Origin of the sequence: Brachybacterium atlanticum, assembly GCF_025669985.1 — a bacterium.
GTDB lineage: Bacteria > Actinomycetota > Actinomycetes > Actinomycetales > Dermabacteraceae > Brachybacterium > Brachybacterium conglomeratum.
In genome coordinates, this window is the sequence record NZ_JAKJJW010000004.1 from 156759 (window position 1) to 168281 (window position 11523).

11 protein-coding genes are annotated in these 11523 nt (G+C 71.8%); 3 read left to right on the forward strand and 8 right to left on the reverse strand.

All coding sequences use genetic code 11. The annotated features are described in order from the left end of the window. Window positions 1-85: 85 nt before the first annotated feature. The 3 genes from L3K22_RS03405 to L3K22_RS03415 form a co-directional block, all read right to left on the reverse strand. On the reverse strand, window positions 86-892 hold the full coding sequence (locus L3K22_RS03405; protein ID WP_263310152.1) for an Ltp family lipoprotein: 807 nt from the start codon (window positions 890-892) through the stop codon (window positions 86-88). A gap of 267 nt (window positions 893-1159) precedes the next feature. Then, window positions 1160-1501, reverse strand: a complete 342-nt coding sequence (locus tag L3K22_RS03410) for a hypothetical protein (RefSeq protein WP_263310153.1) — start codon at window positions 1499-1501, stop codon at window positions 1160-1162. Beyond that, a complete protein-coding gene (locus L3K22_RS03415) occupies window positions 1498-2742 on the reverse strand; it encodes a TRAFAC clade GTPase domain-containing protein (protein ID WP_263310154.1) in 1245 nt (414 codons plus the stop codon). Before L3K22_RS03415 ends, L3K22_RS03410 begins: the two co-directional genes overlap by 4 nt. Window positions 2743-2855: 113 nt before the next feature. On the opposite strand from L3K22_RS03415, the gene L3K22_RS03420 reads away from it, so the two are divergent. Then, window positions 2856-4508, forward strand: coding sequence for a nuclease-related domain-containing DEAD/DEAH box helicase (locus L3K22_RS03420; RefSeq protein WP_263310155.1), 1653 nt, complete (start codon window positions 2856-2858; stop codon window positions 4506-4508). On the opposite strand, the gene L3K22_RS03425 is transcribed toward L3K22_RS03420, so the two are convergent. The 4 genes from L3K22_RS03425 to L3K22_RS03440 form a co-directional block, all read right to left on the reverse strand. After that, window positions 4492-5355 carry a CorA family divalent cation transporter gene (locus L3K22_RS03425; RefSeq protein ID WP_263310156.1) on the reverse strand — a complete coding sequence of 288 codons (864 nt, stop codon included), beginning with the start codon at window positions 5353-5355 and terminating at the stop codon, window positions 4492-4494. The genes L3K22_RS03420 and L3K22_RS03425 overlap by 17 nt on opposite strands. Before the next feature lie 18 nt (window positions 5356-5373). Further along, complete coding sequence (locus L3K22_RS03430) at window positions 5374-5550, reverse strand: hypothetical protein (RefSeq protein WP_263310164.1); 177 nt, start codon at window positions 5548-5550, stop codon at window positions 5374-5376. A gap of 386 nt (window positions 5551-5936) precedes the next feature. After that, a complete protein-coding gene (locus L3K22_RS03435) occupies window positions 5937-6434 on the reverse strand; it encodes a nuclear transport factor 2 family protein (protein WP_263310157.1) in 498 nt (165 codons plus the stop codon). A 55-nt stretch (window positions 6435-6489) separates the two neighbouring features. After that, window positions 6490-7335: an SDR family oxidoreductase gene (locus tag L3K22_RS03440; RefSeq protein ID WP_263310158.1), complete on the reverse strand. Its 846-nt coding sequence runs from the start codon at window positions 7333-7335 to the stop codon at window positions 6490-6492. A gap of 191 nt (window positions 7336-7526) precedes the next feature. On the opposite strand from L3K22_RS03440, the gene L3K22_RS03445 reads away from it, so the two are divergent. Further along, a complete protein-coding gene (locus tag L3K22_RS03445; protein ID WP_263310159.1) occupies window positions 7527-9074 on the forward strand; it encodes a DHA2 family efflux MFS transporter permease subunit in 1548 nt (515 codons plus the stop codon). 4 nt (window positions 9075-9078) lie between these two features. Here L3K22_RS03445 and L3K22_RS03450 read toward each other — a convergent pair whose 3' ends face one another. Further along, window positions 9079-9789, reverse strand: a complete 711-nt coding sequence (locus L3K22_RS03450; protein ID WP_263310160.1) for a hypothetical protein — start codon at window positions 9787-9789, stop codon at window positions 9079-9081. 142 nt (window positions 9790-9931) lie between these two features. On the opposite strand from L3K22_RS03450, the gene recQ reads away from it, so the two are divergent. Beyond that, window positions 9932-11523, forward strand: a 1592-nt coding sequence (recQ, locus tag L3K22_RS03455) for a DNA helicase RecQ (RefSeq protein WP_263310161.1), incomplete at its 3' end; no start/stop codon positions are given.

An 11523-nucleotide genomic window follows, 5' to 3' on the forward strand; every position in this document is an offset into this window, starting at 1 on the left:
CCGGCGCCGTGCGGCGGATGCGCGACGGGGCGCCCGCCGTGCGGCGGACGCCCCGTCATGGGTGTGCGGGCGGGTGCCCGCGGCCTCAGCCGTCGAGGTTCTCGACGGCGTAGTCGGCCTCCTCCTGGGTGAACTGGTCCCCGTACTCGGAGGAGAGCTGGTCGCGGATCGCCTCGGGCGACATGTCCATCGTGTCGCGGTAGGACTTCGCGGACTCCAGGGCGTTCTGGTTCCAGTCCGCGACGATGGTGTCGATCGCGTACTGGGCCTGCTCCTCGGTGAACTGCTCGCCGTACTCGGAGGTGAGCTGGTCGTAGATGCCCTGCTTGGACATGTGCAGCGTCTCGGAGTAGCTCTCCGCCGACTTCAGGGCGTTGTCGTTCCAGTCGGCCTCGAGGTTGTCGACCGCATACTGCGCCGCCTCCTCGGAGAACTGGTCGCCGTACTCGGAGGTGAGCTGGTCGAAGATGCCCTGCTGGGACATGTGCAGCGTCTCGGAGTAGGACTCCGCGCTGTTCAGCGCCGAGGTGTACTCCGCGGGGACGTCCCCCTCCGCAGGAGCCTCCTCGTCGGCGGGCACCTCCTCGTCGATCGCCGCCTCCTCGGGCGCGGCCTCCTCGGCGGGCGACTCCTCCTCGACCGCGGCAGGAGCGGCCTCGGTGGTGGTCGAGGAGTCCTCGCCGTCGACGGAGCTCGTCGCGACGATCGCGCTGCAGCCGGCGATCGCGAGCGCGATGATCGCGAGGCAGCCGCAGCCGCCGGCGATGAACCACTTGCCGCGCTTCTTCTTCTGCGGGGCCGGGGCGGGGGCGCCGGCGGGCATCCCGAAATGGGGCGCGGAGGAGGGATCGGGAGCGCCGGGCTCCGGGGACGGGGGGAGGGTGCTGTTCACAGCGGGTGTCCTCTCTGGACAGGATTCGGAGGCCCCCGGACGCGGGGGCGCCGAGGGGTACTGCTGGGAAGAGAGGCCTGCTGCGGTGTGCGGATGCTCCGTGACCGAGTGCGTCGATCGACCGCGCGGGGCCTGCACTGTGAACCTTGCACCACCGGTGGGACAGACGAAGTCCTGTACACCTGCAATGGAAGGCAGATCACAGGGTAACCACGATCCCCCAGGTCACAGAGAGGTCACGGCGCTTCGGTCACTTCGGCGACCCGGTCAGTCCGGGGCCGGGCCGTCCCACAGAGAACCGTAGCGCTCGGCGAGCAGCGGCCAGACCTGCCGGACGACGTCGGCCGTCGAGATGATGCCGTCCGCGCCCGCGCCGTCGAGCACGAGCTCGTGCGGGATCACTCGTCCAGCCTCATCGGCGCGGCCCTCGGGATCCCGCAGCCGCACGGCGAGCAGCCCGTCGGTCCTCCAGCAGCCCTCGTCCTCGTCCTCGTGTCCGGTGAAGGCCCGTTCGTACAGCGGCAGCGGATCCGCGTCGGCGCCGGTGCCGTCGACCGGCAGGAAGCGGAAGCCCCAGGTCCGGCCGCGGGTCGCCCAGAGCAGGATCATCGCCTGCTCCGACGCAGCACACCCTCGCGCTCGGCGCGCTCGAGATCGATCTTGAAGCCCGTGAGGATCGCGGCGAGGCTCTGCTTCTTCTCGAGCGCCCGGTCGTGGACGCCCCGGAGCTTCTCCCCCGCGAGCGAGGCGGCGTCCTGGACCATGTCCTTGCTGAGCAGCGGCACCACGGTCGCGAGCGCCGTGGAGATCAGACCGAGCCGTCCGGGCAGGCGGTGGCGGGCGCCGAACATCGCCAGCGCCATCGCCCCGGTGCCGATGGTGCCGGCGTTCTCGGCGAGCTCCCGGGCCACCTTCGCGGGGATCTCCTGCCGCCTGGCCCAGGTGACATGCCGCTCGAACGGCAGCATCGCGGCGAGCGGAAGGATCACGTCCACCCCGATCCTCTCGCGCACGGCGATGCGTCCCGGCGTGAACCGTGCCGAGGACAGCAGCAGCGCGTCCTCCCCCACGGCGAGCGCCTCGTCGCCGACCACCATCGACTCGATCGCCTCGCGCAGCTGGCCGAGCTCGTCGGCGGCCTTCTCGAGCACGAGCGCCTTGAAGCGGTCCACGTCCATCTCCGGCAGCAGGTCCGCCTTGGACAGGGCGAGCACCCAGATGCGGGGGAAGCGCACCAGTTCCTTCCCGCCGACGAGGATCTCGTCCCGCAGCCGCACCAGGCCCGTGCGCAGGGTGTGGAAGAGCGCCTTGAGGTAGCGCTCCTCCTCACCGCCCGCGTCCTTCAGCTTCTGCCCGTCGACCATCAGCAGCGCGACGTCGGAGACGAGCAGGGCGCGGAAGGCCTCGACGCGCCGTCGCTCCTCCTCCGGTCCGCTGACGGAGCGCTCGAACCACTCCCCGGGGTAGTCGTGCCACACCAGCTGCACGGCGTCGACGGGCATCGCCTTGCGCTCGGCGGCGCTGGGGGTGCTGCGCAGCGAGAGGGTGAAGCGATAGGGCTCGGCGCGGAAGCGGTTCCCGGCGGGGACCTCGGCGGAGTTCTCCATCCGGAAGTAGTTCTTCAGCAGCCGGTCGCCCTGGGTGGTGTCGTCGGCGACGAGGTCGTAGAGCTGCCTACCGGTCCCGGGCCCGCGTCCGGTGGCGTCCTGGGCCGCGCCGTAGAAGGAGGACAGCAGCACCGTCTTACCGCTGCCGCTCTCCCCGAACACGGCGATGTGCTGCTCGAGCTTCCTGCTGCGGGGCGCGGGCCGTCGCGGGGTGCGCCGGATCGTCTTCTCGCGAGCTGCCATGCCCCGAGACTAGGGCACCGCCCTGCGAGTCGGCCCCTGCATGGACCGAGGTCGGTCGACGTCGATAGCCTGGTCCCACCAGCAAGGACGCCCACGCCGCACCGAGGAGCACCATGCCGCGCACCCTTCCCGAGCAGCCGGACTTCGCCAGCGCGGCCGAGCAGGAGGTATGGGAGCACCTGATCGAGCAGCTGCCCGCCGAGGCGGTGCTGATCGCCGGGCAGCGCGTCACGGCCCGCGGCGAGGAGGTCGAGGCGGATCTGCTGGTGCTCTGGCCGGGCATCGGGATCGCGGTGATCGAGGTGAAGGGCGGTCGGGTCTCCCTGGAAGACGGCGCCTGGCGGCAGACGGACCGCTCCGGCTCGAGGGAGCTCGCCCGCTCCCCGATCGATCAGGCCCAGCGCGCGAAGCACCATCTGCTGGAGTACCTCAACGGCGCCTCCTCCCGTCCGGTCGGTCGTGCCGTGCACCTCGCGGTGCTGCCCTACACGCAGCTGCCCGCGGACTGGGGCCCGCCCGAGGCGCCGCGCACCCTCACGCTGGACGCGACCGACCTGCCCCGCCTCGCGGGCCGGATCGTGTACGCCCTGAACTCGCAGACCCGGGAGGCCTATGCCCCGCTGGACGCCGCGCAGTGCGAGCACGCCGTGAAGATGCTGCGCCGCACCCACCGCGCGATTGAGAACGAGCAGCTGCTGGCGAAGGAGATCGCCGACGAGGGCAACCAGCTCACCCGCGAGCAGGAGCGCGCGATCGCCCTGCTGCGCTTCCAGCACCGCGCCCAGATCATCGGCGGGGCCGGCTCCGGAAAGACGCACCTGGCGATGATCAAGGCCCGCACGCTCGCCCGGGACGGCTTCCGCACCGCGCTGCTGTGCTACTCCCGCGGCCTCGCCAGGCACTTCCAGCTCCTCTCCGCGACCTGGCCGGAGCAGGAGCGTCCCGCCTATGTGGGGCTCTTCCACGACCTGCCGGTGGGCTGGGGCGCTGAGACCGAGCAGGAGTTCGGCGGCTCCCCGGTCGAGTACTACGAGGAGCACCTCCCGGCCCGTCTCGCGCACCTCGCGGGCGAGACCGACGAGGAAGAGCTCTTTGACGCGATCGTCGTCGACGAGGCACAGGACTTCGCCGACGCCTGGTGGGAGGCGCTGCAGCCCTGCCTGCGCGACCCCGCGGAGGGTGTCCTGTTCGTGTTCGCCGACGAGCACCAGAGCGTCTTCGACCGCGAGGGTCGCGCCCCGATCACGCTGAACCCCTTCCCGCTGGACGACAACCTGCGCAGCACCCGCACGATCGCGCACGCCTTCGCGCCGCTCACCCCGGGGGAGCAGACCCCGCGGCTGCCGGCCGGCGCGCCCGTGCGCTATCTCGCCTCCTCCGCCGAGGACGCGGTCGCGACCGCCGACGACACGGTCGAGAAGCTGATGGACGAGGGCTGGGAGCCGGGGCAGATCGCCCTGCTGACCACCGGCAGCCGCCACCCCGAGCAGAGGACGCAGATCGAGCACGAGGGGTACGACGGCTATTGGGACGGGTTCTTCTCCGCGACCGACGTGTTCTACGGGCACGTGCTGGGCTTCAAGGGGCTCGAGCGGCCCGTCGTGGTGCTCGCGGTCAACGGCTTCGGCGCCGCGGAGCGGGCACGCCAGCTGCTCTACGTGGGCCTGTCCCGGGCCCGCTCGCTGCTGGTGGTGGTCGGGGACGGCGGGGAGATCTGGGACGCGGGCGGGCCCGTAGTGTGGGAGCGGATCAGCGGGAGCCGGTGAGCCGGCGCACCACCACCAGCGTGATCACGGTCGCGAGCGTCGGCAGCACGATCCCCAGCAGCACGAAGGCGGCCGCGCTCCCTGTCCGCTCCTGCATCCAGGCGAAGTTCATGCCGAAGAAACCGGTCGCGAGCGTGAGCGGCATGAAGATCGTCGCGACCAGGGTGAGCCGCTCGTTGACGACGGCGCCCTGTTCTGCCAGCAGATCGCCGAGCACCGTGTGAAGGCGTGCGGCGGCGGAGCTGTTCGCCTTGAACTCGACCGCGGCCCGACGCAGCCGGTGGCGCAGCTCCTTCGGGAGCTCCTGGGAGAGCTGCTCCTCGGGGAGGCACAGCCGGTGCATCGCGGCCTGGGCCGCCTGGATGCGGAAGAGCTCCGAACGCCTCCTGCCCAGCAGGCGCCGCTGCGCCGCGGCGGCGTAGCCGTCGGCGCGGTCCTCGAACTGCTCGCTCTCGTCCTCGAACCCGTCCAGCACCTCCTCGCCGCGCTGCGCGACGGCCAGCAGCATCCCGACGACGGCCTCGCGGACGCCGTCGGCGGCCGTCGCCTCCGCGCGCACCGCCTCCAGCGCCTCCGGCGCCCCCATGACGAGCACCCCTGCGGCGGCGGCGTGGATCCGCACGGCCAGGTGCTGTGCGCCGCAGTCCGGCAGGAGCAGCACGAGCTCGATCCGCCCTCCCGTCAGGTGCGCGAAGGGCCGACGGGCGAGCTCGTCGGTGCGCGGACCCTGGATGTCCCAGCTCCGGACGGCCGCCTCGACGACCGGGTCCTGGCGGTCACGGGCGAACGCGCACCCGGGCGCGTCGCCGAGCGCCTCGAGACCTTCGACGGAATCGACGACCTGCATGCGGGGTCCTCCTCGGGCTCAGAGCGAGCCGATCAGCGGCGTCGCCCCGACGACGAGTCCGGAGGCGATCAGCGCGATCGTGGTGCACCCGAGGATGCCACGCATCGTCAGCCCGGCGATCGCCGGCCGCGGGAGCGTCCGGAAGAGCGGGATCATGGTGATCCGCTGGCCGCCGTCGGAGAGGACGCGGACCATCGCAGGCGCGCGAGCTGCCCGGAGTGTTCGTTTCCCCTGGTCCCGCCCGGCCCGTCGGGCGCGGCTCCTTCGCCAAGACCCTCGTCGGCACCGGCGTGGAGATGTTCGACTGGACGATCTACTCGACCCTCGCCTCCTTCTTCGCCACGTCCTTCTTCGGCGCGGATCTCCGACACCCGGCGGCGCCGCGCCTCGCTGCTCAGGCGGCACCGTCCCGGCCCGGCAGGCGTGGATCGGCGGGACCTGGGGGCCACAGTACTTCGCCCTCTACGTCACCGCCGCGGCGGTCGTCTCCATCGTGGTGGTGCTGGCCACGGTCCCGGAGACCCGGGCCAAGGACCTGCACGCGGAGACGACCACCGCGGACCTCGCGCGCTGAGGGGCGCTCAGTACCAGCTGTCCTTCTCGAGCGTGTAGCGGATGTCGGCGAGGTCCGCCTCCGCCACCTGCACGCGGTCGCGGGTGATGGACTTCAGCGCCAGCTCTCGACGGGCGATCCGCCAGCCGTCCTCGCCGCGTACCAGGTCGTCGACGTAGATCCCGGTGCCGCGGATGAGCAGGAAGGTGCCCTCCTCCTCGGTGGTCTGCAGGGTCGTCCACAGCGCCTCGGTGACGGCGTGCGCGCTGTCGCCGTCGATCCGGTGACGGGTCTTGCCCACGAGGTGCTGCCCGCCCAGGCGGGTCGCGTCGTTGCGGGAGAGCAGCTCGACGAGGGAGCGGGGGTCGAGCACCTTCTCGCGGTCGATCAGCACGATCTCGGCATCTGGCGTGAAGGCCTCGGGCAGGATCGACCAGTCGCGCTGGTCCAGCGCGTGGGAGTAGGCGTTGATCGCGTCGTCGATGCCGGCGCGGTCCAGCAGGTCCTGCACGGTGGTGGCGGTCATGAGGGATCCTCTCGGTGCAGCGGGTCAGGCGCGGGAGCCGGGATGGGGCCGACGCTCAGCCCCACTTGATGGTCGAGCCGGCGTCGATCGGCAGGTGAACGCCGGTGATGTAGCGGGCCTCGTCGGAGACCAGGAAGAGCACCGCGTTGGCGACGTCGATCGGGTCGATCCACGGCACGTCCAGCAGCTTGCCCTTCGAGAAGCCCTCGACGACGTCCGCGGGCTGCGGGTCCTCGAGGTCGGGACGGAACTTCCGCATGAAGTCCCGGTTCAGCACCAGCTCGGTGCCCACCGCTGTGGGGTGGGTGGTGTTGACCCGGCCGCCGAAGGGGCCGAGCTCGTGGGCCCAGGTCTCGGCGAGGCCGACGAGCGCCGTCTTGGCCGCGGTGTAGGCCGACGAGTTCGCGCCGCCGCGGATCCCGGCGGTGGAGGAGGCGAGCACCACGGCCGAACCGTTCGGGTTCTGCTTCAGCACCGGGAATACGGCGCGGGCAGTGTTCATCACGCCCGTCAGGTTCACGTCCAGGACGGTGCGCCAGGTGGAGTCCGGGAGATCCTCGACCGGCGGCTCCTGGAGCAGCACCCCGGCGTTGGCGAAGACGATGTCGATCCGCCCGAACTCCTCGACCCCGCGCGCCACGGCGGCGTCCAGCGAGGACCGGTCGGTGACGTCGGCGACGACCGGCAGGAGGGCGGAGGGGTCCGGCAGGGAGGCACGAAGCGCCTCGAGAGCCTCCTGCTGACGCTCGAGGTCGGCAGCGATCACGCGGGCACCCTCCTCGATCAGCCGCTGCGCGGTCGCGGAGCCGATGCCGCCCGCGGCGCCGGTCACCAGGGCGATCCGGTCCTGGACGCGCCCGGCGGGGAGGCTCGGGGTGGTGGTGCTCTCGGTGCTGGTCACGGCTGTCCTCTCGCGCGGTGGATCGGTGCGGCGGGCTCCGTGCCGCTCCCCTGTTCTACAGCATCGGCCCGGGAGCGATCCGGCACGGTTCACACGACGACGCACAGGCCAGGAGCGCACCAGGCGTACTCTTCCTCTGCCTCGTCCCCTGCGCCCCCGCCGATGCGCCGCTCCCCTCCTGGAGGACATGCATGCCCGACGCCACGCGTCCCAGCCCCGCCCGCGACCCCCGCCTGGACCGTCCCTGGCCCGCACTGTGGTCGATCGTGCTGGGCTTCTTCATGATCCTGGTCGACACCACGATCGTCACGGTCGCGGTCCCGCGGATGCAGGAGGACCTGGGGGCGGAGCTGACCGGCCTGCTGTGGGTGACCAGCGCCTATCTGCTCGCCTACGCGGTGCCGCTGCTGATCACGGGGCGGCTCGGGGACCGGCTGGGGCTGAAGTCGGTCTATCTCGTCGGGCTCGTCGTGTTCACCGCGTCGAGCCTGTGGTGCGGGCTCGCGGGGAGCGTGGAGATGCTGATCGTGGCGCGCGTGGTGCAGGGCCTCGGTGCGGGGATGATGACCCCGCAGACCATGTCGATGATCACCCGCATGTTCTCGCCGCAGCGGCGAGGTCAGGCGATGGCCGTGTGGGGCGCGACGGCAGGGGTCGCGAGCCTCGTCGGCCCCGTCCTCGGCGGGCTGCTGGTGGACGGGCCGGGCTGGGAGTGGATCTTCTTCGTCAACGTGCCCGTCGGGGTGCTCGCGATCGCGCTGGTGCTCCGCAACGTGCCGCGCTTCCCGCGCCGCTCGCACTCCTTCGACTGGCTCGGCGTGGCGCTCTCGGCGACGGGCCTGTTCCTGCTGGTGTTCGGGATCCAGGAGGGCGACAGCTACGACTGGGCCACGATCACGGACTCCCTCGTGATCGGCCCCGTGGACACGGGCGTGCCCGTGACGGTGCCCGGGATGATCCTCGCCGGGGTGCTGGTGCTGGCGGTGTTCGTCCTCTGGCAGGCGGTGATGCGGCGCGAACCGCTGGTGCCGCTGTCGCTGTTCCGCGACCGCAACTTCTCGGTCGCGAACGTGGCGATCGCGATGATGGGCGCGACCGTGCTCAGCTTCGCGATCCCCACCACGCTGTTCTTCCAGCAGGTGCTCGGCATGTCGCCCACGCAGGCGGCGCTGATGACGGCACCCTCCGCGGTGCTCTCGCTGGTCCTCGCGCCGCTGGTCGGCCGCTGGATGACAAGCCACGACCCGCGACCGCTGGCGCTGATCGGCTTCGCCTCGCTGGCGGGCGGGCTGCTGTGGCTCTCCCTGCTGATGGACCCGGACGCCTCCGTGCTGGTCCTTCTGCTGCCGTTCGTGCTGATCGGGATCGGGAACGCCTGCATCTGGGGGCCGCTGTCCCTCACCGCGACCCGCAATCTCCCACCCTCGCAGGCCGGCGCCGGATCCGGCGTCTACAACGAGATGCGGCAGGTCGGCTCGGTGCTCGGCTCGGCCGGCATCGCGACGCTCATGGCCGACAGGATCGCGGCCCGCCTCGGCGAGGCGACCAGGGGCCAGGGCGCTGCGCCAGCGGGCGCGGAGTCCGGAGCAGGCTCCCTGCCCCCGTTCCTGCACGCCCCGTACGCCGCGGCGATGGCCGACGCCATGTGGCTTCCCGTCGGCCTCGCCGCGATCGGCCTTCTCGCCGCGCTCGCCATCGGCCGACCGGTCGACACCGGGGTGTGGGCGAAGGACGAGTGAGAGCTCAGCGGTGGCCGCCCGGCGGCCAGGCGCCCGGGATCTGGGCGACCGCGTCCTCGCGCCGCCCCGTGACGGGGATGGGCCGCAGTCCCTCGTGCGGGGCGAACCCCGGCGGGATCGCCCCGTCCCGGCCGATCGCATGGAGGATCTCCTCCGCGATCCGCGCCGCGTTCCGGTGGGAGAACAGGAACAGCGACTTGCGCACCGGGCGGCGGTGACGCGGCTGTCGGGGCGCCTCGATGTCGGCTCCCCACGGCCCGTTGAACACGACGGCGTGCACCCCGAGCGCGCCGGGGAACGTCTTGTACTGGAAGAAGAAGAACGGCATGCCGAGCTCCGCGGCGGTCTTCGCCCCGTCGATGACCACAGCGACCGTGCGCGGGTCGATCTCCCGGCCGGCGATCACGTAGGTGGGGCTGAAGGGGAGGCCGGGGACGAGCCTGCCCAGGAGGATCCCGCGCTCACACACGACCAGTCGCGCGTCGATGGTGAACAGATACACGCCGAGCATGAACAGCGCCATGAAGAGCGTGAACCCGATGGTCAGAGCAGGGCTTTCGCCCGGGCTGAGCACCAGCAGCAACCAGATCAGCACCACGACACCCGCCAGGAACAGAGGAAGCAGCGGGCCGGCACCGACCCGCCAGGACCGCAGCGGCTTCCCGACGAGCTCCCGGTGGCGCCGGGCGATGAGTCGTGCTCGCAGCGGGATCATCCCGTCCTCCCCTCCCAAAGCCAGTGTCACCGCAGGGTAACCGGGGAGGCGTCCCGGAGCGATGGGGAGCACTCCCCACCGCCGTCCACAGCCGGGCCCTCCCGCTCGCGGCCCGTCGGCCCCGCGGCCTAGAGTGGCGGGCATGAGCACCCCTCCTCCCGTCGATGCCGTCTCCGCGCTGCGAGAAGGCGACGCCGGACGGACGGAGGAGGCACTCGCGATACTCTCGCGGGTCTTCGGGTACGACTCCTTCCGGGGCGAGCAGGCCGCGATCATCGACCAGGTCGCCGGCGGCGGGGACGCAGTGGTGCTGATGCCCACCGGCGGCGGCAAGTCGCTGTGCTACCAGATCCCCGCCCTGCTGCGGGAGGGCACCGGAATCGTCGTCTCGCCGCTGATCGCGCTGATGGCGGACCAGGTCGCGGCGCTCGAGGCGGTCGGCATCCGCGCCGCGTACCTCAACTCCACCCTCGAGATGCACGAGGCGCAGGCCGTCGAGCAGCAGCTGCTGGCCGGGGAGCTGGACCTGCTGTACATGGCGCCGGAGCGCCTGGTCCTCCCCCGCACCGTCCAGCTGCTGCAGCGCGCGCAGCTCGCGCTGTTCGCGATCGACGAGGCGCACTGCGTCTCCAAGTGGGGCCACGACTTCCGCCCCGACTACCTGGGCCTGTCGATGCTCGCCGACGCCTTCCCCGGCGTGCCCCGGATCGCGCTGACCGCGACCGCGACCGAGGCGACGCACCGCGAGCTCACCGAGCGCCTGCAGATGCAGCAGGCCCGGCACTTCGTCTCGAGCTTCGACCGCCCCAACATCCAGTACCGCATCGAGCCGAAGGCCTCCCCGCGCGAGCAGCTGCTGCGCCTGATCACCGCCGAGCACGAGGGCGACTCCGGGATCGTCTACTGCCTCTCCCGCAAGTCGGTGGAGACCACCGCGCAGTGGCTCGCCGACCGCGGCATCCCCGCGCTCCCCTATCACGCGGGCCTGCCGCCGGAGGTGCGCCAGGACCACCAGGAGCGGTTCCTGCGCGCCGACGGGCTGATCATGGTCGCGACGATCGCCTTCGGCATGGGGATCGACAAGCCCGACGTGCGCTTCGTGGCCCATCTCGACCTGCCCAAGTCCATCGAGGGCTACTACCAGGAGACGGGCCGCGCGGGCCGCGACGGCCTGCCCTCGACCGCGTGGATGGCCTACGGCCTCGGCGACGTGGTCAGCCAGCGGAAGTTCATCGAGGGCGGCGAGGGCTCCGAGCAGTTCAAGCGCAACGCCCGCTCGCACCTCGACGCGATGCTCGCCCTGTGCGAGACGGTCGACTGCCGGCGCGTGCAGCTGCTGCGCTACTTCGGCCAGGACTCCTCCCCGTGCGGGAACTGCGACACCTGCCTGAACCCTCCGCAGACCTGGGACGCGACGGTCGCGGCGCAGAAGCTCCTCTCCGCCGTGATCCGCCTGGACAGGGAGCGCGGCCAGCGCTTCGGCTCCGGCCAGGTGGTGGACGTGCTGCTGGGCCGCGAGTCCGAGCGCTCCCTGGGCTCCCGCCACCACGAGCTGAGCGTGTGGGGCATCGGCGAGGAGCTCTCGGAGAAGGAGTGGCGCACCGCGATCCGGCAGCTGCTCGCACGGGGGATCCTCGAGGCGGAGGGCGACTACGGCGTGCTCGTCCCCGGCCCGCAGGCCGGCCCCGTGCTCCGCTCCCAGGAGACCGTGCAGCTCGCCGTCGACCGCGCCCC

Coding starts and splice junctions, on each gene's coding strand:
- L3K22_RS03415 (WP_263310154.1), bottom strand. CDS start 2,742: ATGGCAGCTCGCGAGAAGACGATCCGGCGCACCCCGCGACGGCCCGCG.
- L3K22_RS03445 (WP_263310159.1), top strand. CDS start 7,527: ATGCCCGACGCCACGCGTCCCAGCCCCGCCCGCGACCCCCGCCTGGAC.
- L3K22_RS03410 (WP_263310153.1), bottom strand. CDS start 1,501: ATGATCCTGCTCTGGGCGACCCGCGGCCGGACCTGGGGCTTCCGCTTC.
- L3K22_RS03435 (WP_263310157.1), bottom strand. CDS start 6,434: ATGACCGCCACCACCGTGCAGGACCTGCTGGACCGCGCCGGCATCGAC.
- L3K22_RS03450 (WP_263310160.1), bottom strand. CDS start 9,789: ATGATCCCGCTGCGAGCACGACTCATCGCCCGGCGCCACCGGGAGCTC.
- L3K22_RS03430 (WP_263310164.1), bottom strand. CDS start 5,550: ATGGTCCGCGTCCTCTCCGACGGCGGCCAGCGGATCACCATGATCCCG.
- L3K22_RS03425 (WP_263310156.1), bottom strand. CDS start 5,355: ATGCAGGTCGTCGATTCCGTCGAAGGTCTCGAGGCGCTCGGCGACGCG.
- L3K22_RS03420 (WP_263310155.1), top strand. CDS start 2,856: ATGCCGCGCACCCTTCCCGAGCAGCCGGACTTCGCCAGCGCGGCCGAG.